The 21,699-nt window shown below is 71.9% G+C and carries 25 protein-coding genes; 19 read left to right on the forward strand and 6 right to left on the reverse strand.

Annotation, left to right across the window (positions count from 1 at the left end; all coding sequences use genetic code 11):
• The first annotated feature begins 48 nt into the window (after positions 1 to 48).
• The 4 genes from Actkin_RS04265 (at position 49) to Actkin_RS04280 (ending at position 3,713) form a co-directional block, all read left to right on the forward strand.
• Positions 49 to 933 carry a carbohydrate ABC transporter permease gene (locus Actkin_RS04265; protein WP_229786722.1) on the forward strand — a complete coding sequence of 295 codons (885 nt, stop codon included), beginning with the start codon at positions 49 to 51 and terminating at the stop codon, positions 931 to 933.
• The gene (locus Actkin_RS04270; protein ID WP_189208302.1) at positions 933 to 1,766 is read left to right on the forward strand and encodes a carbohydrate ABC transporter permease; all 834 of its coding nucleotides are present in this window, start codon (positions 933 to 935) and stop codon (positions 1,764 to 1,766) included. Before Actkin_RS04265 ends, Actkin_RS04270 begins: the two co-directional genes overlap by 1 nt.
• 4 nt (positions 1,767 to 1,770) lie before the next feature.
• The gene (locus Actkin_RS04275) at positions 1,771 to 2,952 is read left to right on the forward strand and encodes an ABC transporter ATP-binding protein (protein ID WP_258906033.1); all 1,182 of its coding nucleotides are present in this window, start codon (positions 1,771 to 1,773) and stop codon (positions 2,950 to 2,952) included.
• Positions 2,953 to 3,368: 416 nt separating this feature from the next.
• Positions 3,369 to 3,713: a peptidase inhibitor family I36 protein gene (locus Actkin_RS04280; protein ID WP_258906034.1), complete on the forward strand. Its 345-nt coding sequence runs from the start codon at positions 3,369 to 3,371 to the stop codon at positions 3,711 to 3,713.
• Between the two features lie 556 nt (positions 3,714 to 4,269).
• Here the strand turns inward: Actkin_RS04280 and Actkin_RS04285 are convergent.
• Positions 4,270 to 4,722 (reverse strand): MarR family winged helix-turn-helix transcriptional regulator, encoded by a 453-nt coding sequence (locus Actkin_RS04285; protein WP_258906037.1) that lies wholly within the window; start codon positions 4,720 to 4,722, stop codon positions 4,270 to 4,272.
• A gap of 49 nt (positions 4,723 to 4,771) precedes the next feature.
• Here Actkin_RS04285 and Actkin_RS04290 point away from each other — a divergent pair, with 49 nt between their 5' ends.
• On the forward strand, positions 4,772 to 5,170 hold the full coding sequence (locus tag Actkin_RS04290) for a MarR family winged helix-turn-helix transcriptional regulator (RefSeq protein WP_258906038.1): 399 nt from the start codon (positions 4,772 to 4,774) through the stop codon (positions 5,168 to 5,170).
• Here the strand turns inward: Actkin_RS04290 and Actkin_RS04295 are convergent.
• Together Actkin_RS04295 and Actkin_RS04300 are read right to left on the reverse strand one after the other, a co-directional pair.
• Positions 5,167 to 6,030 (reverse strand): ParB N-terminal domain-containing protein, encoded by an 864-nt coding sequence (locus Actkin_RS04295; protein ID WP_189209949.1) that lies wholly within the window; start codon positions 6,028 to 6,030, stop codon positions 5,167 to 5,169. The two genes, Actkin_RS04290 and Actkin_RS04295, sit on opposite strands and share 4 nt — an antisense overlap.
• Before the next feature lie 48 nt (positions 6,031 to 6,078).
• Positions 6,079 to 6,750, reverse strand: a complete 672-nt coding sequence (locus tag Actkin_RS04300; protein ID WP_189208297.1) for a metallophosphoesterase family protein — start codon at positions 6,748 to 6,750, stop codon at positions 6,079 to 6,081.
• 149 nt (positions 6,751 to 6,899) lie between these two features.
• Here Actkin_RS04300 and Actkin_RS04305 point away from each other — a divergent pair, with 149 nt between their 5' ends.
• From Actkin_RS04305 to Actkin_RS04330, 6 genes are all read left to right on the forward strand, one after another.
• Positions 6,900 to 7,985: a PPE domain-containing protein gene (locus Actkin_RS04305; RefSeq protein WP_258906042.1), complete on the forward strand. Its 1,086-nt coding sequence runs from the start codon at positions 6,900 to 6,902 to the stop codon at positions 7,983 to 7,985.
• A 2,291-nt stretch (positions 7,986 to 10,276) separates the two neighbouring features.
• On the forward strand, positions 10,277 to 10,540 hold the full coding sequence (locus Actkin_RS04310; protein WP_189208294.1) for a hypothetical protein: 264 nt from the start codon (positions 10,277 to 10,279) through the stop codon (positions 10,538 to 10,540).
• Positions 10,541 to 10,545: 5 nt separating this feature from the next.
• Positions 10,546 to 11,328 carry an ESX secretion-associated protein EspG gene (locus Actkin_RS04315; protein ID WP_258906043.1) on the forward strand — a complete coding sequence of 261 codons (783 nt, stop codon included), beginning with the start codon at positions 10,546 to 10,548 and terminating at the stop codon, positions 11,326 to 11,328.
• A 67-nt stretch (positions 11,329 to 11,395) separates the two neighbouring features.
• Positions 11,396 to 12,664 (forward strand): WXG100 family type VII secretion target, encoded by a 1,269-nt coding sequence (locus Actkin_RS04320; RefSeq protein WP_258906044.1) that lies wholly within the window; start codon positions 11,396 to 11,398, stop codon positions 12,662 to 12,664.
• A gap of 13 nt (positions 12,665 to 12,677) precedes the next feature.
• The gene (locus Actkin_RS04325; RefSeq protein ID WP_189208291.1) at positions 12,678 to 13,016 is read left to right on the forward strand and encodes a hypothetical protein; all 339 of its coding nucleotides are present in this window, start codon (positions 12,678 to 12,680) and stop codon (positions 13,014 to 13,016) included.
• Positions 13,016 to 13,834 carry an ESX secretion-associated protein EspG gene (locus Actkin_RS04330; protein WP_258906045.1) on the forward strand — a complete coding sequence of 273 codons (819 nt, stop codon included), beginning with the start codon at positions 13,016 to 13,018 and terminating at the stop codon, positions 13,832 to 13,834. Before Actkin_RS04325 ends, Actkin_RS04330 begins: the two co-directional genes overlap by 1 nt.
• 127 nt (positions 13,835 to 13,961) lie before the next feature.
• Here Actkin_RS04330 and Actkin_RS04335 read toward each other — a convergent pair whose 3' ends face one another.
• Positions 13,962 to 15,047: a magnesium and cobalt transport protein CorA gene (locus Actkin_RS04335; RefSeq protein WP_258906046.1), complete on the reverse strand. Its 1,086-nt coding sequence runs from the start codon at positions 15,045 to 15,047 to the stop codon at positions 13,962 to 13,964.
• A gap of 373 nt (positions 15,048 to 15,420) precedes the next feature.
• On the opposite strand from Actkin_RS04335, the gene Actkin_RS04340 reads away from it, so the two are divergent.
• On the forward strand, positions 15,421 to 15,927 hold the full coding sequence (locus tag Actkin_RS04340; protein WP_189208288.1) for a MaoC family dehydratase: 507 nt from the start codon (positions 15,421 to 15,423) through the stop codon (positions 15,925 to 15,927).
• 42 nt (positions 15,928 to 15,969) lie between these two features.
• A complete protein-coding gene (locus Actkin_RS04345) occupies positions 15,970 to 17,085 on the forward strand; it encodes a DUF2332 domain-containing protein (protein WP_189208287.1) in 1,116 nt (371 codons plus the stop codon).
• A 6-nt stretch (positions 17,086 to 17,091) separates the two neighbouring features.
• Here Actkin_RS04345 and Actkin_RS04350 read toward each other — a convergent pair whose 3' ends face one another.
• The gene (locus Actkin_RS04350) at positions 17,092 to 17,514 is read right to left on the reverse strand and encodes an NUDIX hydrolase (RefSeq protein ID WP_258906047.1); all 423 of its coding nucleotides are present in this window, start codon (positions 17,512 to 17,514) and stop codon (positions 17,092 to 17,094) included.
• 145 nt (positions 17,515 to 17,659) lie between these two features.
• Here Actkin_RS04350 and Actkin_RS04355 point away from each other — a divergent pair, with 145 nt between their 5' ends.
• Genes Actkin_RS04355 through Actkin_RS04370 form a run of 4 tightly spaced genes read left to right on the forward strand, consistent with a single transcriptional unit; the run spans position 17,660 to position 19,909 of the window.
• A complete protein-coding gene (locus Actkin_RS04355) occupies positions 17,660 to 17,821 on the forward strand; it encodes a hypothetical protein (RefSeq protein ID WP_189208286.1) in 162 nt (53 codons plus the stop codon).
• Between the two features lie 19 nt (positions 17,822 to 17,840).
• A complete protein-coding gene (locus tag Actkin_RS04360; protein ID WP_189208285.1) occupies positions 17,841 to 18,410 on the forward strand; it encodes a PH domain-containing protein in 570 nt (189 codons plus the stop codon).
• 30 nt (positions 18,411 to 18,440) lie between these two features.
• Positions 18,441 to 19,301, forward strand: coding sequence for a PHP domain-containing protein (locus Actkin_RS04365; RefSeq protein ID WP_189208284.1), 861 nt, complete (start codon positions 18,441 to 18,443; stop codon positions 19,299 to 19,301).
• Positions 19,301 to 19,909 carry a MarC family protein gene (locus tag Actkin_RS04370; protein ID WP_189208283.1) on the forward strand — a complete coding sequence of 203 codons (609 nt, stop codon included), beginning with the start codon at positions 19,301 to 19,303 and terminating at the stop codon, positions 19,907 to 19,909. The genes Actkin_RS04365 and Actkin_RS04370 overlap by 1 nt, the downstream gene beginning before the upstream one ends.
• Here the strand turns inward: Actkin_RS04370 and Actkin_RS04375 are convergent.
• Positions 19,906 to 20,250, reverse strand: coding sequence for an ArsC/Spx/MgsR family protein (locus Actkin_RS04375; protein ID WP_189208282.1), 345 nt, complete (start codon positions 20,248 to 20,250; stop codon positions 19,906 to 19,908). The two genes, Actkin_RS04370 and Actkin_RS04375, sit on opposite strands and share 4 nt — an antisense overlap.
• Positions 20,251 to 20,335: 85 nt before the next feature.
• Between Actkin_RS04375 and Actkin_RS04380 the strand changes: the two genes are divergently transcribed.
• The gene (locus Actkin_RS04380; RefSeq protein WP_258906050.1) at positions 20,336 to 21,142 is read left to right on the forward strand and encodes a RecB family exonuclease; all 807 of its coding nucleotides are present in this window, start codon (positions 20,336 to 20,338) and stop codon (positions 21,140 to 21,142) included.
• 194 nt (positions 21,143 to 21,336) lie between these two features.
• Positions 21,337 to 21,699: a hypothetical protein gene (locus Actkin_RS04385; protein ID WP_189208280.1), complete on the forward strand. Its 363-nt coding sequence runs from the start codon at positions 21,337 to 21,339 to the stop codon at positions 21,697 to 21,699.

Below are 21,699 nucleotides of genomic sequence, written 5' to 3' on the forward strand. Positions count from 1 at the left end.
CCGCCTCCTGGTTCGACCCAACCGGCCGATCCGCCGCGCAGGCAGAAGGTGAGCGAGGGCAAGCGGGCCGAGCGCAAGCTCGCCTGGCTGCTCTGCGCGCCCGCCGCCCTGGTGATGGTGGCCGTCACCGGCTATCCGATCGCGTACTCGATCTGGCTGTCGCTGCAGCGCTACGACCTGCGGTTCCCGGACCAGCGCGAGTTCATCGGGTTCGACAACTACATCACCGTGCTGTCCAACGGGTACTGGTGGAACGCGTTCTGGGTGACCAGCCTGATCACCGTCATCTCCGTGGTCATCGAGCTGGTGCTCGGCATGGCGCTCGCGCTGATCATGCACCGGACACTGGTGGCCCGAGGGCTGGTGCGCACCGTCGCGCTGATCCCGTACGGCATCGTGACGGTGGTGGCCGCGTTCTCCTGGCGCTACGCCTGGACCCAGGACACCGGCTACCTCGCCGAACTCGTCGCGCCCGAGTCGGCGCTGCTGACCGAGCGGGCGCCCGCGCTGGCCATCATCATCCTCGCCGAGGTGTGGAAGACGGTGCCGTTCATGGCGCTGCTGCTCATGGCGGGCCTGGCGCTGGTGCCGGAGGACCTGCTCAAGGCGGCGTCGATGGACGGCGCGTCGGCCTGGCAGCGCTTCACCAAGGTGATGCTGCCGGTGATGAAGCCCGCGATCCTGGTCGCGCTGCTGTTCCGCACATTGGACGCGTTCCGCATCTTCGACAACATCTTCGTGCTGACAGCGGGCGCGCAGGAGACCTCATCGGTCTCGATGATCACTTATAGCAACCTGATCAGAGGCCTGAACCTGGGCATCGGCTCGACGATGTCGGTGCTCATCTTCGTCGCGGTGGCGCTGATCGCGTTCATCTTCGTCAAGGTGTTCGGCACCGCGGCGCCGGGCAGCGACGATCGGGGGCGACGCTGATGGCCGCCATGACGACCGGGGCCAAGGCCCGGTGGACACTGCTCGACATCATCGTCGTCATCTACGCGCTGGTCCCGGTGCTGTGGATCGTGTCGCTGTCGTTCAAGACACCCGCCACGCTCACCGACGGCAACTTCATCCCGCGCGAGTGGACGCTGCAGAACTACGCCGACATCTTCAGCACGACGACGTTCCTGCGCGCGCTGGGCAACTCGATCGGCATCGCGCTCATCTCCACGCTGATCGCGGTGGTGCTGGGCACGATGGCCGCGTACGCCATCGCCCGGCTGGAGTTCCCCGGCAAGCGGGCGCTGGTCGGGGTGTCGCTGCTGATCGCGATGTTCCCGCAGGTGTCGCTGGTGTCGCCGCTGTTCGAGATGGAGCGCTCGCTCGGGCTGTTCGACACCTGGCCCGGCCTGATCCTGCCCTACATCACCTTCGCGCTGCCGCTGGCGATCTACACCCTCTCGGCGTTCTTCCGGGAGATCCCGTGGGAGCTGGAGAAGGCGGCGAAGATGGACGGCGCGACGCCCGCGCAGGCGTTCCGCCGGGTCATCGCGCCGCTGGCCGCGCCCGGGGTGTTCACCACGGCGATCCTGGTGTTCATCTTCTGCTGGAACGACTTCCTGTTCGCGATCTCGCTCACCTCGACCGAGGCGTCGCGGACCGTGCCCGCCGCGCTGTCGTTCTTCACCGGGTCGTCGCAGTTCGAGGACCCGACCGGGACGATCTCCGCCGCAGCTGTGGTGATCACCATCCCGATCATCGTGTTCGTGTTGTTCTTCCAGCGCCGCATCGTCGCGGGGCTGACGTCCGGCGCCGTGAAGGGCTGAAGCCATGGCTGAGATCGTTCTGGACAAGGTGAGCAAGCAGTACCCGGACGGCGCGCTCGCGGTGTCCGACGTGGACCTGACGATCGCCGACGGGGAGTTCATCATCCTCGTCGGCCCGTCGGGGTGCGGGAAGTCGACGACGTTGAACATGATCGCGGGCCTGGAGGACATCACCTCCGGCGAGCTGCGCATCGATGGCGAGCGGGTCAACGAGCGCGCGCCGAAGGACCGCGACATCGCGATGGTGTTCCAGTCCTACGCCCTGTACCCGCACATGACGGTGCGGGAGAACATGGCCTTCCCGCTGCGTCTGGCCAGGGTCGACGACAAGACCGTCCGGGCGAAGGTCGACGAGGCCGCGCGCATCCTCGACCTGACCCAACACCTCGACCGCCGCCCGTCCAACCTCTCCGGCGGCCAACGCCAACGCGTGGCGATGGGCCGCGCCATCGTGCGCGACCCGAAGGCGTTCCTGATGGACGAGCCCCTGTCCAATCTGGACGCCAAGCTGCGGGTGCAGATGCGCACGTCGGTGGCGAAGATCCAGAAGAAACTGGGCACCACCACGGTGTACGTCACCCACGACCAGACCGAGGCCATGACCCTGGGCGACCGCGTGGTGGTGATGCGCGGCGGCTTGGTCCAGCAGATCGGCTCGCCCCAGTTCCTCTACGAGCAGCCGGTGAACCTGTTCGTTGCCGGGTTCATCGGCTCACCGTCGATGAACTTCGTCCCCGCCCGCCTGGAGAACAGCAGCGTCTCCAGCCCCCTGGGGAACTTCCCCCTGACCGACCGAATCCGAACCCTGCTGGAAGACGCCGACGCCCCCCGCGAGGTGATCATGGGACTGCGCCCAGAACACTTCGAGGACGCCACCCTCCTGGACGACACGGCGATGTCCGGCGGCGCCACCTTCGAGTCCACCGTGGATGTGCTGGAGTCGATGGGCTCGGACAAGTTCGCCTACTTCACCCTGGAGGGCGAGATGGCGACGTCGGCCGAACTGGAGGAACTCGCCGCCGACGCAGGCGCCTCCGACCTGAGCGCCGACGGAACCCAGATCATCACCCGCCTGTCAGCGTCGTCGCAGGCCAAGGAGGGCCACCCCGCCCGCATCTGGTTCGACACAGACAAGATCCACCTCTTCGACCCCCACAACGGCCGCAACTTCACCTACGCCGACTGACGTAGCCCCTATTCCCCGAGACGTCACCCGCCCCGTGACCCGACTGCCAAGAACCGACCGCCCCCTACCCGGCCTCGCCGATCCCGAGCCCTGACAGCCCGGACTCGCCGACCCCGCGACCCCAGCGGCCTGGACTCGCCGACCCCGAGCCCTGACAACCCGGACTCGCCGATCCCGAGGCCCCGGCCCGGCTTCCCGCTGGCCGGGGCCCTAGGCCTGCCTGCACCACCTGCTCCTGTGGAGGGACCTGAGCGACGCCACCGACCCATGAATCGCTCTCCACCTAGCCGACTGCCTCCCCGACCCGACCTCGATGTCGGCCTGTGGATAACTTCCGCGCCCCTCGGCGCGAACCAGGCAACCTGGACTCCGGAGACACCCCGACCCCCGGGGCGTCCCGGACCCAGGAGGTACCCATGCGTGCATTCATGATCGCCGTGCTGTCCGTGGTAGCACTGGCAACCTTGTCCACCCCCGCATCCGCAGCCACCCTCTGCGAACCCGGCGAACTCTGCCTATGGCCCGACTCCGCCTTCCGCGGAACCCCGGCCCGCCTAACCCTGTCCAACACCAACCCCGACGAGTGCGTCCCCATCGGACTCGAAGCCCGCTCCTTCGTCAACCGCCTCACCAGGCCGGTAACCGTCTACCAAAGCCCGGAGTGCTCAACCGAGGGCGAGTTCGACACCTACCCCGGCAACGGCACCTACGTCCCCTCACCCCCCTTCATCATCCGAGGAGTACAAATCTGGACGTACTAACCACACCCCCGGCCACCGCCCCGCCATAGGCCCGACGTACCACCGCGCCGTCGCGGGGAAAGTCCGCCCGCCACCGGTGCCCGCACCGCCCGCCCGCCGGCCCCGCCGCGCGCCGTCGGCCGCCGCGCCCTCGCCCGGTCCCCGCCGCTCCACCGTCGCCCCGGTCGTCCCCGGTTCCATCGGTCGTCACGGTTGCTCGGTCACGCCGGTCACCCCCGGTCGCGCGTCGCCCGGTTGCGTCGGCGCGTCATGGGCCGGTCGCATCGTGGCTGCGGTCCGGCCGGCCACCCCGGTCGCGCCGTCGCCTGAGTGTCGGGATGACTCTGCCTAGGTTGCCCGGGTTGCGGCGGCACCGATCGGGCCTGCCGATCGCTCGGCGGGATGTCGGGGCCGCGACGGCCGCTGTCATCCTGCGGCTGTCGCGGTCGCCGATGGCGTGCGGGGTTGTCGTGGTGGCGTCCGGCGTGGCTTCCCGCTGCTAGCACCGATTCCTCGTCCTTGGGCGGGCCGCTGGCGACAGCGTCGTCGCCTTGCAGCCGCATCACCCCGCCCCGGGCTAGTCCCCGCCGGGCACGACCCTTCCCAGGGAGGCGACGAACCGGGTGATGAGGCGGGCGAAGTCGTGGCGGTCCGTCGCCGACCAGTCGGCCATGACCTGGTCGAAGACGGCGCGGCGGGCTTCGTGGGCGTGGGCTAGGGCGCTGCGGCCGTCGTCGGTCAGGGTGAGGAGGGTGCGGCGGGCGTCGGTGGGGGCGGTGGTGCGGGTCAGGAGGCCCTGGTCGACTGCGCGGGCCACCAGCCTGCTGGCGCGCGGTTGATCCACCCCGAGCGCCGCCGCCACCTCCCCGACGCCGCACGCCTCGGCGCGCTCTTCGACCACGTCGAGCACGCCGAACAGCGTGGGGTCGATGCCGTCGGCCGGGGCCATGCGGCTGAGCACGCGTCGGCTCTGGCTTCGGCGGATCGCGACCATCGCGCGCTCAACGGCCGCGACCGCTTCGTCAGACATAGATGTGATATTACAACCTTTGTAAAAAGACATATACCTGGAGTGCTCGATGACCACTGCACAACCCCTCGGCTACTGGATCAAGCGCGTCGACCGTGCGCTCGACTCCGCCTTCACCGACGCCGGCCTGGACCGCCGGGCGTGGCAGGTGCTCAACACCCTCTCCCGCGCTCCGGCCCCCATCGCCGACCTGGATCGGGTGCTGGCCCCGTTCCTGACCGCCGACGACCCCACCACCCGCCCCCACGTCGACCACCTGGCCGCCCGAGGCTGGGCGCGGATCACCCTCGACACCGCCACCCTCACCCCGGAAGGCCATCAGGCGCACCAACGGTTGGCCGAGCACGTGGAGGCCATCCGCTCCCGGGTAGCCGACTGCCTGGCGCCCGAGGAGCACGCCCTGCTGCTCCGCTTACTCCAGCGGGTCGCGGCCCGCATCGACCCCTAGAGGCCGATGCGGCGGGGCAGCCGAGGGCCCTGCCGGATCGCGCTGATCACGTCGTCGTCCCAGCGGTGGGAGCGGATGAGGCGGTACCGCTCGGCGATGACCCAGAGGTAGGCCTCGGCCTCGGTCTGGGTGTCGATCAGCCCGGCCTGCCGGACCATGGTGACCACCGGGACGAACTCCTCCTCGTACCACCGGCGCGCGACGGTGGCGCGGTCGAGGAAGGTCTGCTCGTCCTGCATGAGCCGGAACCCCCACGCCTCGACCGCCTCACTCAGCTCGGAGTACTCCCACGCGTCGCCCAGCCGGATGGCGTCGCGCGCGTCCTCGGGCAGCGGAACCCGCTCCAGGAAGATCCGGCGGTAGTCCTTGACGATGAGATCGCCCCTGCGGCGAATCCCCTCTGCGGAAAGGCGGGTGATGATCTCGGTGACATAGGCGTCGATCGTGCGTAGGTTCATCGCGTGCGCCACCGACACCCGGTGGTGCCCATCGATGACGAAGTGCAGGTCGCCCACGCGGAACACCTCGATCGGCGGGATCGACTCCCCCCGGCGCTGCGCCAAAGCCAACCGCTCCCACCGGGTGCGCGCGCGTCCGGACGTGGGCCGGAACCGGCGGTCGAAGTCCCGCGTGCGGTCGACGCTGCCCACGATCGAGTCCAGGTCGATCGTCCGCAGCCCCAGCCTGCGCTCGCCGACTCGGCCCAGGGCGGCCACGACCTCGTCGAACGGCAGCATGATGTTGACGTCGTCCGGCTCGCGGCGCAGCCACGCCCCGAGCCGCGACAACACCTGACGCCGACGCATGCGCAGGAAGTCGTTCTCCGCGTCCGCCAGGGGAAACCCGGTGTCGCGCGGCATGGTCACCCTCCGTCCTGTCCGACACGTGTCCGCCCGCGAGGTCCCGTCTCACGCGACATCGCGCGCCTCCGGGATGTCCAGGATGCGGTAGCCGACGGTGTTGATCACCCGGGTGCCGTCGAGGACGCGGTCCGGGACGGGCTCGCCGTGCGGGTGGATGTGGCCGTGCAGCAGGAAGCGGGGCCGCAGCTTGCGGACGGCCGTGTGCAGGCTGGCGAAGCCCCGGTGCGCCGGGTCCTCCCGGTCGCCGACGCCGCGCGGTGGCGAGTGGGTGAGCAGCACGTCCACGCCCCGCCCGTCCCGCAGGCGGCGCAGGGCGGCCCGGCGGCGCAGGACGCGGGTGCGACGGGCCATCTGCCGTTCGGTCCACTGGTTCGGGCCCCGGTTGTAGCGGATGGACCCGCCGAGCCCGGCTATCCGCAGGCCCGCGACGTCGGCCACGCGGACGTCGGCGTTCACCGCGCCCGCCGGACCCGGCCACTCCGCGGGCAGGCCGTCGCGGGTCCAGAGGCCGCTGCCGGAGCGGTCGTAGCCGGAGAGGTCGGCGTCGTGGTTGCCGGGCACGAACACGCACGGGCGGTCGAGGGCGTCGATGAGGAACTCGAGGTAGTCGAACGGCAGGTCGCCCGCGGCCAGCACGACGTCGACCCGGTGGCGGCGCACCTGGTCCGTCCAGAGCTGGTCCACCACCTCGTCGGAGACGGCGAGCACCTTCGGCACCAGCCGAGCGTACGTCGGGTCGTGTATCGATGCGGAACTGTGAAGCGAGGAGTAGTTCGGCGGGGAACGGTTGATGCCGTCCGCGCGTCGGACCGGCTAGCGTGATCGTCGAAAGCGATCGTCTGCCGCCATCGAGGGGAGATCGGGCGATGGGCGCGGGAAACGGCGACAGGTATGTCGTCGGCGGGGTGAACTGGGAGTCGTACACGTTGGAGGCGCTGATCGCGATGGTCTCCGACAACGCCAGCCCGGTCCAGCTGGAACAGCTGGCCGACGACTGGCGCCAGGCGGGCAACGAGGTCAGCGACGCCGCCACGGTGCTGGAGACCGCGCTGGCGCAGCTGATGACCTTCTGGTCCGGCTACGCGGCCGAACAGGCCCGCGCCGACGTCGCCGCCAACGCGCGCTGGCTCGGCGACCTCGGCGAGACCGCCCACCAGATCGGCGACCCGATCCAGGAGGCCGCTGGCGCGCTCAAGGCCGTCCAGGACGCCATGCCCGACCTCCCGCCCGAGGTCCTGGTCCCACCCGCGCGCGCAGCGGACGGCGCCGACGCCGGCCTGAACAACGGCGGCGCGCTGGGCGCGGCGATCTCCGGTACGGCGACGGGCGCGGAGAGCGCGTTCAACGCCGAGGCCGAGCAGGCCCGGCTGAAGGAGGTCGCGGTCGAGGCCATGCGCCGCTTCGAGGGCGCGGCCATCGGCATCGACGAGGCCACCCCGGCCTTCACCGAGCCCACGGACGCCAGCCCGCCGATGCCGCGCGAGCCGCACGTGCCCGCACCCCAGCCCGCGCCGCACACCCCTCGCCCGACGGACGAGGAGCGCTGGAACGACCTGACCGGCGGCGGCACCACCGCGTCGGGCACCGTCGACGACCCGCCCGTCCGCTCGACCCCCGGCGGCGGCGCCCCGACCCCCTTCGGCGGCGGCACGACCGGCCTCAACGAGAGCCCGCACGGCGGCCCGGCCCGGCAGCCGGTGGGCGCAGGCCCCACCGTGGGCCTCACCGAGACGTTCAACCCCGGCAACCGCCCCGCCGCCGCCCCCGCGGGCGGCGCCATCGCCGCGAGCGCGGGCGGCGCGGGGGCAGGCATGGGCGGCATGCCCATGGGTGCGGGCATGGGCGCGGGCGCAGGCGGCGACGCCAACGAACACCGCAGGCGGTACCCGTACGACGCGGAGAACCCATTCGCGAACGACCAGAAGGCGTCACCGCCCGTGATCGGGCTCTAGGGGGAACACCGATGCGAGAGCACTCCAGCACCGACCACCCCTGGGAAGACGACCCGGCCTGGCCCACCCCCGAACAGGCCGCGCCGTTCAGCACCCACGCCTTCCCCCTGCCCACCACGACCAACCCGCCGTGGACCTCCACAACGGAACCAGGAGCAGCCGCGGCCGCATCCGGCTCCGCCCCCACCTGGCAGGCGACACCCGGCTCGCTAGGGGATGGCTCTCCAGTTCCCCCGTGGGCACCGACCCCCGCCAGCCAGCCCGTGCCGGGCGCGATGGACGCCGGAGCCCCGTGGATGCCGAACACAGGCGGCCACCCAATGGCTCCGGGAGCGATAGGCAGCGAGGCCGCGTGGGCGACGGACGCAGGCTTCCGGCCAGCTAACTCAGGGCCTGCGGATAGCGGGCCCCCGGCCCCTCCGTGGGGGATGGACGCAGGCGTCCGAGCGGATGGCGGGGCCACGGTTGTTCCACCTTGGGCGGCAGACATTCAGCCAGCCACCCTGGGCGGCGGCGCACCGCTTCCCCCGTGGGCGGCGGAGGCGGGCGCAGCGAACGGTGGCTTTCCTGGCGCCCCGTGGGCAACCAATGCGGACCGGTCGGAAACCGAGGGCGCGCCGAGCGGATCGGGGAGTGGGACGCCTGCTGCGCCGTGGATGGCGAACGCGGGCCAGCCGGGGGTGATCGGGGCGCCTCCGGTGGGCCCCGCTGGGGTTGGTGGCCCAGTGCCGCCGTGGCAGGCGGGACCCGGTCAGCCGGGTGTCCACCCCTCCCCGGGCGCTCCTAGCCCGTTCGGCGGCGCGCCGATGGGGACGCACGCGTCCTCCGCGATGACCCCGAGCGCTCCTGGCCCGATGGGTGGGACGCCCATCCAGCCGACAGTCGACCCCTTCACGCCCATGCCGGCTCCGGGTGGACCCCTCGGCACGGGCCAGCCGACCGGCGCTCCGGCGGCTCCTACTGGCTTCGGTGGCCCCCAGCCGACGACACGCGAATCGGGCGCGCCCCATGGCAGCGGCGGCCAGCAGTCGGCGGGGGAGCCGGGTGTTGGCGGCGGGCAGCAGCTGGCTGTGTCCGCGCAGCCTGGCGGGCCGACGGACGGTGCAGGTGGACAGCTGCCCGGGCACGTTCCGGCAGGGGTTGGCCAGCCTGGTGGACAGCCGTCGCCCGGTGGCACGGGAGCTGGTGGTTCGGCTGGATCCGGCGTCGGCGACCAGTCCGGCGTTCCGGGGCAGTCTGGTGGTGTGGCCGGGTTCGGCGGTGCTGGGCAGCCGGGCGTTCCGGGGCAGTCTGGTGGTTCGGCTGGGACTGGCGGTGGTGAGCAGCCGGGCGTTCCGGCGCAGTCTGGTGGTTCGGCTGGGTCCGGCGGTGGTGAGCAGCCGGGCGTTCCGGGGCAGCCTGGTGGTTCGGCTGGGTCCGGCGGTGGCGACCAGTCCGGCGGGCCAGTGCAGCCTGGTGGTTCGGCGGGCGGAGAGCAGTCGGGTGGTACTCCGCCGTCGGATGGTGGGGGTTCTGCTGGGGAGCCCGGTGAGCTGCCATCGTCAGGTGGGAGTTCTGGGACCTCTCCCGGGGATGCGACCCCGCCGTCGTCGGGTATCGGGGAGACGCTGAATCCGGGGGGCGACTCGAGTGCTCCTGCGCCCGGGGTGGGTGGACCGGGTGGCGGCGTCGGTAGTCCGGGTGTGGGCCAGCCTGGCGGCGGTGATCCAGGGGCGGGTGGGCCCAGTGCGGGCGAGCCTGGTTCCGGTGGACCCAGTGCTGGTGGTCCGGGTGCTGGTGAGCCCGGCCCGGGTGGTCCGGGTGCCGGTGGTCCGGGTGCCGGTGGGTCTGGTCCCGGCGGTCCGGGGGCCGGTGCGCCGGGTGTTCCCGGGTCCGGCGCGCCCGGGCACGGTGGTTCCGGTGAACCGGTGGCCGGTGGGCCCAAGCCGCCAGGGTCGGCGGGGCCTGGTGGGGCGGCTGGGCCTGGGGATGACATAACCCAGCCCGTTGTGCCGCCGGGGCAGCCGGGTGGTGGGCAGGGGGCGTACCCGGGAACCGGTGCCGACGCGGGTCAGGGCAAGCCTGAGCCTGGGCAGGGGAAGACCGAGCCTGGGCAAGGGAAGCCGGAGCCGGGCCAAGGCACGGCCGAGCCCGGTCAGAACAAGCCTGAGCCCGGTCAGAACAAGCCCGGACAGAACGGGGGCGGGCAGAGTGGCGGCGGGCAAGGGAACGGCAGTGGGGAGTCGCGGGGGCGGTGGGACGTTGACCTCGAACGGCTCAACGAGTTCGCTGCCGCTGTCACCTCCGCGCGCATGAGTCTGGTGACGGTGCAGGCGCTTGTCAGTCAGATGCAGGGGGACGCCTACACCCCCAAGCTCGGCACCAGCCCCGTCGGGCAGCAGTTGGCGCGGAAGTTCGACGATCGGCTCAACAGCGACGCCGGGCTGCGGCCGTTGTTGGCCGAGGCCGTGCGGCGGATGGACGAGTTCATCCACAGCGCCGAGTCGGTGCGGGACGCCTACACCGAGGCGGAGGAGGCGGCTGAGGCGACCATGCGGCAGACGGGGCAGGGATGACCGAAGTGGACAGTGGTAGACGGGTCGCCGTGCTGCACCCGGAGGAAGTGGACCTCCTGTGCGCCTTCGCCGAGGTGACCCCGCCGTTCCCGCTGCGCATCCGCTCCCGGGGGGAGACCGAGGCCGAGCGGCGGGCCGGGTTCGCGCAGGCGCGGGCGCGGCTGGCCGGGCGCGGGCTCGCCGGGCAGGACGGTCCGCGCGGGGTGGCCGCCGACTTCGTCCACCTGGTCCGGCACGGCGCAGGCTCGCTCGACCTCATCGTGTCCCGCCGGGGCAAGACGTCCGGGGCGGTCGTGTTGGCTCAGCGCGATGACGCCGTCCTGGTCGAGCAGGACATGGACAGGACGAACGGGGCCGTGCGGCTGCTCGCGCTCTCCCTGCACGACGCCGTCGACGGCCTGCTACGGCTCGTGCCCGACCACCCAGCCCCCATGGCTGCCCCCTTCAGCGTGCCCCGCGCCGCACTGGAACGCGTGCACCGGGCCATCGTCGCCGCCCCCCGCCCGCTGAGCGCCGACGAACTCGACCGGCTGCGGGCCGCGCACGGCCTCGACGACCAGAGCGCCCGCCGGATGCTCACGCACCTGCAACCCGTGCTGGGCAACGGGCAGACCGGCGTCGCCGTCCGGCGCGGCGCGGGCTGGGAGCGGTCCGGCGACGAACTGCGCTGGCTGGACACCGCGCGCGGCCGGTTCCGGCTCGGCGGCGGGGAGTGGATGAGCGTCAATCCCTTGGGCCCCGAGGAGTTGCGGGTCCAGGTGCGCGCGCTCGCGGCAGAACTGCGCTGAGGGCTCCCGTGCCGTCGGACGCATCCGCTACCGTGACGGTCGGAACCGAGTGTCGAGGGGGCCGGGGATGATCGGCAGTGTCGAGCAGCTGGTCCAGCGCTTCCAGGCGGCCGCCCAGCGCGCCGCAGCGGCGGCCGAGCAGGACCGGCGCGCCCGTCGCGGCGAGGACGACCGCTGGGTGACCGGCGGCGTGCACTGGGACGGCTACAGCCTCAAGGCGCTGCAGCGCATGGTCGGCCAGCGGGCCAACGCCAACCAGCTCGACATGCTCGCCGACCGGTGGGCCAGCCACGGCGACCGCATCGCCGAGAGCGCCACCGACCTCAGCCGCTCGTTGCAGCGGCTGCTGCAGTTCTGGTCGGGCACCGCGGCCGAGGGCGCGCGGACCGTGGTCGTGCGCAACTGCGCGTGGCTGGCCGAGACCGCGGCGACGGCGACGCGGATGGCCCGTCCCATCGAGGACGCGGGCGGCGCGCTGCGCTCGGCGCAGAGCACCATGCCCGGAGGGTCGCCGAGCAGCCCGTGGTTCGCCACGGTCGGCGGCGGCGCGGCGGCCGGTCTGGCCGTCGGCGGCCCCATCGGCGCGGCGTTCGGGGCCGCGATCGGCGGGATCGCCAGCGCGTTCGGCTTCGGCAGCAACAAGAAGAAGATGAAGCGCAAGGCCGTGCAGACCATGCGCCGCTACGAGACGGCGCTGCTCGGCATCGACGGCGCCACCCCCCGCTTCGGCGACCCGGCCGACGGCGTCGACCCCGGCGCCGACCCGACCAACCCCCGCCCGCCGAGCACCGGCGTCCCCGGCCCCGGCGTCCCGCCGCCGAGCGGCAGCCTGCCGCCCGAGCTGGGTGCGGGACCCAAGGTGCCGCCGCCGATGCCGACCCCCGACATCGGCACGTCGCCCAGCCTCGCGCCCAGCTTCGACACCGGCTGGGAGCGCCGCTGGCAGGGCCTCACCGGCATGGGCCCCGGCCCGGGCGCGGGCGCCAACCCCGGCGGGCTCCCCGGCCTCGGCGGCGGACCCGTCGGCTTCGGCGGACTGCCGGGCGCGAGCGCGGGCCGCGGCGTCGGCATGGGCCGCGGCGCGCTGGCAGGCGGCGCGGCGGGCATGGGCCGCGGCGGCGCCCCCGGGGTCGGCCGCGGCGGCGCGATCGGCGACCGCCAGCGCGGCGCGGCAGGCCGGTTCGGCCGGGGCACCGGCTTCGGCTCCGGTTACGGCGCGCCTGCCGGTGGCGCCCGCAAGGAGGAGGACGGCGAGCACCGCAGGCGCGTGCCGCTGGAGGACGACCCGTTCACCCCGCACGACCTGCGGGCCGCCCCGCCGGTCATCGGCCTGTAGGAGGACGCGCGAGATGTACGTGGACAACCCGGGCGCGGGCTGGCAGGTCGAGCCCGACCAGGTGCGCGAGTTCGCCGCCGCCGTCGAGGACGTGCGCCGCGACCTCGACGCGATCATGGCCGACGTGGCGGCCCTGTCCGACCCCGGCCTGGAGCCGATGCTGGGCACCAGCCCGGTTGGTGAGGAGCTGTCGGCCAAGTTCACCGACCGGCTCAGCGGCGAGCACGGGCTGCGCGGCCAGCTGGAGGCCGCGCTGCGCCGCATGGACGAGTTCGTGGCCAGCGCGGAGAAGAGCGCGCAGGGCTACCAGGGCAGCGACGAGAACGCCGCCGACCGCTTCCGCTTCACCTGATGGAACTGGTCAGCCGCGCCGGGACGGCGCTGCACCCGGTCGAGGTCGATCTGCTCTGCACCTTCGCCGAGGTCGAGGCGCCGTTCCCCATCGACGTGCCCGCCACCGGCCAGTCCGAGGTCGAGCGCGCCCTGCTGTACCGCGAGGCCGCCGAACGCATGCGCGAGCGCGGCCTCGCCGACGAGCGCGGACCGCTCGACGTCGCCGAGGAGTTCGTCTACCTGTTGCGCGCCTGCACAGGCGTGGTCGACATGGTCGTGACCACCGCGGAGGGCACCCGCTCGGTCGCCGTGCTGACCGCCCGCGACGACGCGCTGGTGGTGACCCAGGACTCCGCCGACGAGTTCGGCATGGTCCGCATGCTGCCGACCACAGTGGACGATGCCGTCGGCGGCATCGCCCGGCTGGTGCCGCGCGCCGAGACGCCGCTGACGACCCCGTTCACCCTGCCCCGCCGCGCGGTGCGCGCCGCGTTCGAGGCGATGGTCGCCAGGATGCCCGACGACGGCGGCGATCCCGTGCCGATGACCGCCGAGGAGATCGACGAACTCCTGCGCGCGCACGGGATCTCCGACCGCGTCGCCACGCGCATGGTCGCCGCGCTCACCCCGGCGACCGGCAGCGGGCAGGCGGGCGTGGCGCTGCGCGACGACACCGAGGACCAGTGGCGCCGGGTGGGGACCGAGCTGACCTGGCTGGACACCCCGCGCGGCCGGTACCGGCTCGCCGAGGACGACGACGGCTGGATGAGCGTCAACCCGCTGTCCCCGCAGGAACTGCGGGACGGGCTGCGCGCGCTCGCAGGCCGGATCCGTTAGGGCGTCTGGGAAATCAGCACGGTCACCACCGTGATCCAAGCGAACACGCTGGCCAGCAGCCAGAACTTGATATTGGACAGCAACCGGGCCACGGGGAGACCTCCCATCGAGGGTGTGCGGGGTACTGCTAGAGCCATCGGTTCTTGCGGAATATCCGGTACAGCACGAAGCAAACGAGCAGGATGGCGGCCATCACCAGCGGATAGCCGTAGCGCCACTTGGTTTCCGGCATGTAGTCGAAGTTCATGCCGTAGACGCCGACCACCATGGTCGGGACGGCGATGATCGCCGCCCACGAGGTTATCTTGCGCATGTCGGCGTTCTGCTGGAGGGTGATCTTCGCCAGCGTCGCGTTGACGAGCGTGGTCAGCAGCTCGTCGAAGCTGATCACGCGCTCGGTCACGGTCGTCAGGTGGTCGTCGACGTCGCGGAAGTAGGAGCGCACGTCCTCGGGGACCAGCGCGGAACAGCCCTCCGCGAGCCTGCGCAGCGGGCTGGCCAACGGCATCACCGCGTGCCGCAGCTCCAGGATCTCCCGCTTCATCAGGTAGATCTGCTCGGCGCTGACGGGGCTGCGCGGGGCGAACACGGCGCGCTCGATCACGTCGATGTCGGTCTCGATCGCCGCGCTCACCGCGAGGTAGCTGTCCACGATCTGGTCGGAGATCGCGTGCAGCACCGCGGCGGGCCCGGCGCGCAGCCGCTCCGGCGCGGCCTCCAGCTCGGCGCGCAGGCCGTGCAGCCCGGAATGCTTGCCGTGCCGGACGGTCACGACGTAGTCCTTGCCCAGGAACACCATGATCTCGCCGGACTCGACGATCTCGTTGGCCGTGGTCGGCGACTCGTGCTCCACGTAGCGCAGCGTCTTGAGGACCATGAACAGGTTCTCGTCGTAGCGCTCCAGCTTCGGCCGCTGGTGGGCGTGCACCGCGTCCTCCACGGCCAGCTCGTGCAGCCCGAACGTCTCGGCCACGCCCTGGATCTGGTGCTCGTCGGGCTCGTGCAGGCCGATCCAGACGAATCCCTCGCCCCGCGAGCGCACCTCGGCGACGGCCTCCGTGTGCGTCCAGCGACCGGGCAGGCGCGTTCCGTCGACGTACACGCCGCAATCGACGACATAGGCCGACAGCGGCACCGGCAGCGGGGGGACGACCCGCTCGTGCGCACGGTTGTTACGGCCTCTGCGGCCGCCCAGCGATGGGATCGAGGGCATCGCGAGCTCCAGGGATCACGTCGCGACAGCCGCGACGGACCGGAGGGCCGCAGGGGGCCGCTCCGGTGGCGGAGCGTCCTAGCCGGTTGGGCGGAAGCGCTAGCGAACGGCGGCTTCCCCGGTAAGGACGCGGGGACTACTGCATCCGGTCGCGGTTTCATGACCAGGCTTGTCACCCATGCGTCCTCACCTCCTCGGAGCCGGTGGTGCGGCGACAGCCGCACTGGCATAAGGGTACCCGTACCACGCTCCGAGAGGTGCAGGAGGGAGGTGAATCACGGCCACGCGGCTCGGTTTTCATGGTGCAATTCGGTGGTCATGGGACTTCGCCGTGGCAGGACCACGGCGACGCCAGTCACTTAGTGGAGGACCAGTGCAGTTCGGTCGGTACTACGAGGAGTTCGAGGTCGGCGCGGTCTACAAGCACTGGCCGGGCAAGACGGTGACCGAGTACGACGACCACCTGTTCTGCCTGATCACCATGAACCACCACCCCCTGCACCTGGACGTCAACTACGCCGAGAACACCACCGATTTCGGCAAGAACGTCGTGGTGGGCAACTACATCTACTCGCTGCTGCTGGGCATGTCGGTGCCGGACGTGTCCGGCAAGGCGATCGCCAACCTGGAGATCGAGTCGCTGCGCCACGTCGCGCCGACCTTCCACGGCGACACGATCTACGGCGAGACCGAGGTGCTCGACAAGACCCCGTCGAAGTCCAAGGACGACCGCGGCGTCGTCTACGTGGAGACGCGCGGGTACAAGCAGGACGGCACCGTCGTCTGCATCTTCCGCCGCAAGGTGATGGTCCCCAAGCGCTCCTACGGCGACGCCCGCGGCGGCGAGCAGCCCGGACGCCCGGAGCCCAAGCCCCGCTAGTGGGCTCGCCCACGCCACGCCCGGTGGGCTAGCGTCCCGGGCGTGGCGACCGCACAACTCGACGAGATCCGGTTCCGGCTGCGCGCCTTCGCCGACACCGAGGCGGCAGGCGAGTCCCCGCTCTACGCCCACCTGGCCGGACGCGCGGCCGACGACCCGGACGTCGCCGCGCTGCTGTCCTCGGCCCCGCCGGAGCAGGCCCGGCCCACGCTGCTGCTGGCCGCCGCGCACCGCGTGCTGCAGGCCAACCCCTTCCACGAGCTGGTCAACTACTACCCGTCGATGGGCGGCACGTACGGCCTCGACGGCGGGACCTGGCCGCTGTTCCGCTCGTTCGTCCTCGATCACGCCGACGCCGTCCGCGCGCTGATCGCGACCCGCAGCACGCAGACCAACGAGGTCCGCAGGGCCGCGCTGCTCTATCCGGCCCTCGCGATCGCCGCCAAACAGGCCAAGGGGCCGGTGGGACTGCTGGAGGTCGGCTGTAGCGCCGGTCTGCTGCTGGGCGTCGACCGCTACGCCTACCGCTACCAGACGGAGCTTTCCGGACAGGTCGTCGCCGGACCGGCGAAGACGCCCGTCGGGCTGCACTGCGCGCTGGAGCTGGCGCCCGGCGCGACGATGCCCGTGCTGCCCAAGAAACTGGCCCTGGCCGCCCGGATCGGCCTGGACCGCAGCCCGGTCGACCTCGACGACGAGGACGCCGTGGCCTGGCTGGAAGCCTGCGTGTGGGCCGACCAGCCGGAGCGGCAGCGGCTGCTCACCACCGCGATCACGTTGCTGCGCAAGGACCCTCCGCCGGTGATCGCGGGCGACGCGGTCGACGATCTGGGGGTCGCGGCCGATCGGGTGCCCGATGACGTCCCATTGGTCGTACTGACGTCAAATGTGCTGCCTTATCTCTCCGAACAAAGGCGAGGGTTGTTCATTGAAGCGCTCGCCGAACTCGCCGGTCGCCGTCCGACCTGGTGGCTGAGCCATGAGGGTTATCAGGCCGGGCTTTCTCTGCTCGTGCCCGATCGGGGGGATTTGGCAGCTTCGCCGGGCACTGGCGCATTCGGCCTACTGGGTCTCACCACTTGGGAGGGCGGACGGCCGAAAACCGCTGTCCTGGCCCGAACGGCGATGCACGGGGAGCGCCTGACCTGGCTGGCCTGACCTGCCTCAACGGGGCAGGACGCCCCAGCCGTCCAGGGTCTCGGCCAGTTCGTCCACCAGTTCACCCGAAGTTCGCATTGTGGTGAAGGTCGCAAGATCGAACCAACCGGCCTCGGCGGCGTCGTCACCGGCCCTGAGGTCACCGCCTGTCACCACAGCGGCGTAGTCGTGGATGTCGAACACCCCGGAGGGCGCAGGCCGCTCGACCCGGCCGACAAACGCGCCGACGGCGATCTCCAGGCCCGTTTCCTCGCGCACCTCGCGCCGGACCGCGGCCGCGTCTGATTCACCGCTTTCCACCTTTCCCCCAGGTAGAGACCACAGACCGGCGCCTGGCGGGCGGATTCTGCGAATGAGTAAAAGGCGTCCGGAATCGTCATGCACGACCGCTCCGACGCATCGGATCATCGGTTTTCCGCCACGGGTCATGAGCACGGAGCGTAGCGGTAATCCGGCGGTGACCCTCCGCGTTGACCTATCCCGGGGAGTGGGCTCCCGTTCGTCAGCGGAGTGCGGTACAACGGTTTTCAACAGCGCCATGAGTCAGGTGCGTCAGGGAGCGGGGTAGATCGCTGTGGACGTCAAGAAGGTTCTCATCTTGACCGGGGCCGCGTTGCTGGTTTTCTTCTTGGTCACCCAACCGGTCGCGTCCGCCGGAATCGTCAACTCCATCATCACCACCCTCCGCGAGGGTGCGGAAGCGATCATCACCTTCGTCCGTACAGTTTTCAGCTGACACCGGGTAGCGTCGAACCATGTTCGCGCCCCGGGACCCAGACGAGTACCTGCTCGACTCCGAACGACGGGTCATCCGGGTGCGCCGACATTGGGCCTACCTGACCTGGCAGGTGTTCGAGGCCGTCGCGCTGCTGGCCGTGTGCGTGATGATCTCCTACGTGCTGCCCCCGAACGCGTGGGTCGTGCAGAACGTCCTGTGGTACGTCGCGCTCGCGGTGCTGCTGCGCTTCACCTACCAGGTCATCGAGTGGTGGGTCGAGCGCATCGTGGTCACGGACAAGCGGTTCATGATGACCACCGGCGTGTTCACCATCCGGGTGCTGATGATGCCGGTCAGCAAGGTCACCGACCTGACCTTCGAGCGGAGCTGGATCGGCCGCATGCTCGGCTACGGCACGATGGTCGTCGAGTCGGCGGGCCAGATCCAGGCGCTCAACCGCATCGACTACCTGCCCCGGCCCGAACAGGTCTACGACGCCATCTCGGAGCTGACCTTCGGCGACAAGAAGGCCCAGGCCGAGCGGTTCTCGATGATCAAGGCCCAGCGCATCGCCAGGGGCAAGAAGAAGGCGGCGGGCAAGGTCTAGGTGACCTGCGCCATCCGCCACACTGGCTGGGTGCGGATCGACCTCCACTGCCACTCCACGGCCTCCGACGGCACCGACAGCCCGGCCGGGCTGGTCGCCGCGGCCGCGCGCGCCGGGCTGGCCGCGGTGGCGATCACCGACCACGACACCACCGCGGGCTGGGCCGAGGCGGCCGCCGCGCTGCCGCCGGGACTGGCCCTGGTCCGCGGCGCCGAACTGACCTGCGTCTCCGATGACGGCCGCGGCGGGCAGTGCACGGTGCACCTGCTGGCGTACCTGTTCGACCCCGAGTCCGAGGCCATGGTCGCCGAGCACGCCCGCACCCGCGCCGAGCGGCGCGCCCGCCTGCGCACCATGGCCGGGCGGATGGCCGCCGACGGCTACCCGGTCGACGCCGACACCCTGCTGGGCGAACTGCACCCCGACGCGCCCGCGGGCCGCCCGCACCTGGCCCAGGCGCTTGTGCGCGCGGGCGTCGTGGGCTCGGTGACCGAGGCGTTCGCGACGCTGCTGCACGGCCGCAGCGGCTACTACGTGCCCAGCCGCAAGACGCCCGTGCTGGAGGCGATCGGCCTCGTGAAGGCCGCGGGCGGCGTGTCGGTGCTGGCGCACGGGTTCGCCCACCGGCGCGGCCCGACGATCAGCGCCGAGGTGGTCTCCGAACTGGCCGGGGCCGGGCTCGACGGCGTGGAGGTCGACCACCCCGACCACGACGACGACGCCCGCGCCCGGCTGCGCGCGCTGGCCGACCGGCACGGCCTGCTGGTCACCGGCTCCAGCGACTACCACGGCACGAACAAGACCACCGCCATCGGCGCGGAGACCACCGCCCCCGAGGTGCTGGCCGCGATCGGCGAGCGGGCCACCGGCGCGGGGATACTGGTGGCCTGATGTTCGACGTCGCGCTGTTCGCCGAGGCCACGATCACCCTGCTGGTGATCATGGACCCGCCGGGCACCATCCCGGTGTTCCTGAGCCTGACCGGGCGCAAGTCCAAGCAGACCCGGCTGGGCGCGGCCCGGCAGGCGGTGCTGGTGTCGTTCCTGGTGATCAGCCTGTTCGCCGTCGGCGGCGAGGTGATCCTGCGCTACCTGGGCATAGGCATCCCGGCCCTGCAGGGCGCGGGAGGGCTGCTGTTGCTGCTGATCGCGCTCGACCTGCTCACCGGGCGCGGGTCGACCGAGCCGGAGATCGCCGAGGACGTCAACGTCGCCCTGGTCCCGCTCGGCACGCCGCTGCTGGCCGGGCCGGGCGCGATCGCGGCGACGATCGTCTTCGTGCGGCAGGCGGACGGCCACCTGGCGTCCTATCTGGCGCTCGGGGCCGCGATCGTCGCCGTGCACCTGTTCCTGTGGTTGTGCCTGCGTTATTCCGGCGCGGTCATCCGGTTCATCAAGGACAGCGGCATCACGCTGCTGGCCAAGATCGCCGGTCTGCTGCTCGCGGCCATCGCGGTGCAGTTGGTCGCGGACTCGGTGCGCGGCTTCATGGCGGGCTAGAGCACCTCGTCGATCGCCTCCTGGCTGCGGCCGATCACCGCGCGGCCGTCGTCGGTGATGATGATGGGGCGCTCGATCAGCACCGGGTTGGCGGCCAGCACGGCGATCCACGCCGCGCGGTCGTGCGGGAGGTTGGCCAGGTCGAGCTCCTTGGCCCTGGCCTCCTTCATCCGGGTGATCTCCCACGGCTGGCGGTCCAGCTTCGCGAGCACCTCGTCCAGCTCCGCCTCCGTGGGCGGGTCGTCGAGGTAGCGGCGCTCGGTGTGCCCGGGCGCGGCGGCGTCCAGCGCGGTCTTGGCGGCGCGGGACTTCGAGCAGCGGGGGTTGTGCCAGATCTCCACGCGGTCATTGTGCACGCCGGCGCGGATAGTGTCGGTGGGACTGCGTACGGTGTGGGCCGTGCGAGGTCAGCTGGGATTCGACAGCATGCCGCGGAAGTTGATCAAGGTGACGCCGTCGCGGCTCGGGGTGTGGGCGGACTGCCCGCGCCGCTTCCGCATGGCCTACCTCGACCGCCCGACCCCGCCGCGCGGCGGCCCCTGGGCGCACAGCACGCTCGGCGCGGTCGTGCACAACGCGCTCAAGGCGCTGTTCGACCTGCCCGTGCGCGCCCGCAACCCGGAGGCGGCGGCGGGCCTCGTGCGCACGCACTGGAAGGACGACGGCTTCGCCAGCGCCACCCAGGCCGCGGAGTTCCGCGACCGCGCCGCCGGGTGGGTGCACGACTACGTCGCCGACCTCGACGTCACCCACGAGCCGGTCGGCCTGGAGCGCTGGGTGTCCGCCCCGGTGGGCACGATCGTCGCCGAGGGCCGCGTCGACCGCATCGACCAGCGCGGCGACGAGGTCGTCATCGTCGACTACAAGACCGGCAGGCACGCCCTGACCACCGACGACGCCCGCGGCTCCCAGGCGCTGGCCCTGTACGTCCTGGCCGCCCGCCGGACGCTGCGCAGGCCGTGCACGAAAGTGGAACTCCACCACCTCCCGACGGGCACCGTCGCCGCGTGGGAGCACACGGACGAGTCCCTGGCCCGCCACCTCCGCCGGGCCGAGGAGATCGCCGACGAGTTCCAGCTGGCCACCGACACCCTCGCCGCGGGCGGCGACCCGGACATCCTGTTCCCCGCCCAACCCGGCCGCCAGTGCGCCTGGTGCGACTTCCGCCGCAGCTGCGCCGACGGCCAGGCGGCGGGCCCGCCCCTGGACCCGTGGGCCATGCTCGCCCCCTGACCGACGGTGCGGTCTCTGCGGTAGGGCACGCCGGATGCCTCGGCGCTGGCTGCTTCCGCTGGGTTGGCGACGCGCGCGGACCGGTCGGACTGCCCCGTCTTGGGGACGTCCGACCGCCCGTGCGGCGACGGCGACCAGCGCCATTCCGCACACGCCCGGCCATCGACCCGCCCCGGAGCGTGGCCGGGGGAGGGATGAGCGATGCTGTTGGGGTGACCGGTCCCACCGAACGCCTGCCGAAGCCGGATGATCCGACCGTGGAGCTGCCGCGTGCCCGGGCACGGCCCGGCGGGCCGTGGCGCGACCTGAGCGGCGCGCTGGCCGTCGGGCTGTGCGGCCTGGCGCTGGTGGTGCTCGCGCTGCAGGTCTACGCCTGGACCCAGCCGGACGTGCCCGGACCCGGCGTCGGCGTGCTGCTCGGCCACATCGCGGCCGCGGTCGCGGCCGTGGTCGCGCAGCGGTTCGCCGACCGGCTGCGCGGGCCGCAGGCGGCGTTGGCCATGGTGCTGGTCGCCGTCGCCTGCGGCGCCGCGTTCTGGTACTTCTGGTGGGCCTGA

The organism is Actinokineospora sp. UTMC 2448, assembly GCF_024760565.1.
Lineage (GTDB): Bacteria > Actinomycetota > Actinomycetes > Mycobacteriales > Pseudonocardiaceae > Actinokineospora > Actinokineospora fastidiosa.

Excerpts from the sequence above, each read along its gene's own strand:
- Actkin_RS04270 (WP_189208302.1), top strand. The coding sequence starts at position 933 with ATGGCCGCCATGACGACCGGGGCCAAGGCCCGGTGGACACTGCTCGAC.
- Actkin_RS04275 (WP_258906033.1), top strand. The coding sequence starts at position 1,771 with ATGGCTGAGATCGTTCTGGACAAGGTGAGCAAGCAGTACCCGGACGGC.
- Actkin_RS04280 (WP_258906034.1), top strand. The coding sequence starts at position 3,369 with ATGCGTGCATTCATGATCGCCGTGCTGTCCGTGGTAGCACTGGCAACC.
- Actkin_RS04285 (WP_258906037.1), bottom strand. The coding sequence starts at position 4,722 with ATGTCTGACGAAGCGGTCGCGGCCGTTGAGCGCGCGATGGTCGCGATC.
- Actkin_RS04290 (WP_258906038.1), top strand. The coding sequence starts at position 4,772 with ATGACCACTGCACAACCCCTCGGCTACTGGATCAAGCGCGTCGACCGT.
- Actkin_RS04295 (WP_189209949.1), bottom strand. The coding sequence starts at position 6,030 with ATGCCGCGCGACACCGGGTTTCCCCTGGCGGACGCGGAGAACGACTTC.
- Actkin_RS04305 (WP_258906042.1), top strand. The coding sequence starts at position 6,900 with ATGGGCGCGGGAAACGGCGACAGGTATGTCGTCGGCGGGGTGAACTGG.
- Actkin_RS04310 (WP_189208294.1), top strand. The coding sequence starts at position 10,277 with ATGAGTCTGGTGACGGTGCAGGCGCTTGTCAGTCAGATGCAGGGGGAC.
- Actkin_RS04320 (WP_258906044.1), top strand. The coding sequence starts at position 11,396 with ATGATCGGCAGTGTCGAGCAGCTGGTCCAGCGCTTCCAGGCGGCCGCC.
- Actkin_RS04325 (WP_189208291.1), top strand. The coding sequence starts at position 12,678 with ATGTACGTGGACAACCCGGGCGCGGGCTGGCAGGTCGAGCCCGACCAG.
- Actkin_RS04330 (WP_258906045.1), top strand. The coding sequence starts at position 13,016 with ATGGAACTGGTCAGCCGCGCCGGGACGGCGCTGCACCCGGTCGAGGTC.
- Actkin_RS04335 (WP_258906046.1), bottom strand. The coding sequence starts at position 15,047 with ATGCCCTCGATCCCATCGCTGGGCGGCCGCAGAGGCCGTAACAACCGT.
- Actkin_RS04350 (WP_258906047.1), bottom strand. The coding sequence starts at position 17,514 with ATGACCCGTGGCGGAAAACCGATGATCCGATGCGTCGGAGCGGTCGTG.
- Actkin_RS04360 (WP_189208285.1), top strand. The coding sequence starts at position 17,841 with ATGTTCGCGCCCCGGGACCCAGACGAGTACCTGCTCGACTCCGAACGA.
- Actkin_RS04370 (WP_189208283.1), top strand. The coding sequence starts at position 19,301 with ATGTTCGACGTCGCGCTGTTCGCCGAGGCCACGATCACCCTGCTGGTG.
- Actkin_RS04380 (WP_258906050.1), top strand. The coding sequence starts at position 20,336 with ATGCCGCGGAAGTTGATCAAGGTGACGCCGTCGCGGCTCGGGGTGTGG.
- Actkin_RS04385 (WP_189208280.1), top strand. The coding sequence starts at position 21,337 with ATGAGCGATGCTGTTGGGGTGACCGGTCCCACCGAACGCCTGCCGAAG.